Source organism: Grimontia marina (genome assembly GCF_900060185.1).
Classification (GTDB): domain Bacteria; phylum Pseudomonadota; class Gammaproteobacteria; order Enterobacterales; family Vibrionaceae; genus Enterovibrio; species Enterovibrio marinus.
The window spans coordinates 1-614 of sequence record NZ_FIZY01000244.1; the positions used below are offsets into that span (position 1 = coordinate 1).

1 protein-coding gene is annotated in these 614 nt (G+C 54.7%); it reads right to left on the reverse strand.

Annotated features, from left to right (window positions below):
- Window positions 1-614: hypothetical protein (locus GMA8713_RS27940; protein WP_438501716.1), on the reverse strand; the 614-nt coding region annotated here is incomplete at both ends.

The following is a 614-nucleotide window of genomic DNA, read 5'->3' on the forward strand; positions in this document are numbered from 1 at the left end:
ACCACTTCGGTCCAGGTAATGGTGCCATTGTTGTAGCTAAAGCCGGATACGGCATTACCGTTGCCGTCAACCACCACAGGGTTACCGTTGTTGTCGAGTGACAGGAATACCAGGGAGGTGGTGCCGCCATTGTTAATGGTCAGGTTGATTTGACCACCGGCAACCAGCTCATCGTGGTCAACGACTACCTGCAGCTGCACATTGTCATTGCCCAGCTCAGACGCGTTAATCACACCGTCGTCAGGGTTGTTGTCATCGACGATGGTGACAGTCGGTGCCGTGGTGTTGGCGGTGGTATCAATTTCCGCCGTATCGCTGCCGGCATCGGAGACGTTACCGTCACTGTCGGTCTGGGTCGCCGATACCGTAATGGTATTGCCTTCGGCAACCACTTCGGTCCAGGTAATGGTGCCATTGTTGTAGCTAAAGCCGGATACGGCATTACCGTTGCCGTCAACCACCACAGGGTTACCGTTGTTGTCGAGTGACAGGAATACCAGGGAGGTGGTGCCGCCATTGTTAATGGTCAGGTTGATTTGACCACCGGCAACCAGCTCATCGTGGTCAACGACTACCTGCAGCTGCACATTGTCATTGCCCAGCTCAGACGCGTT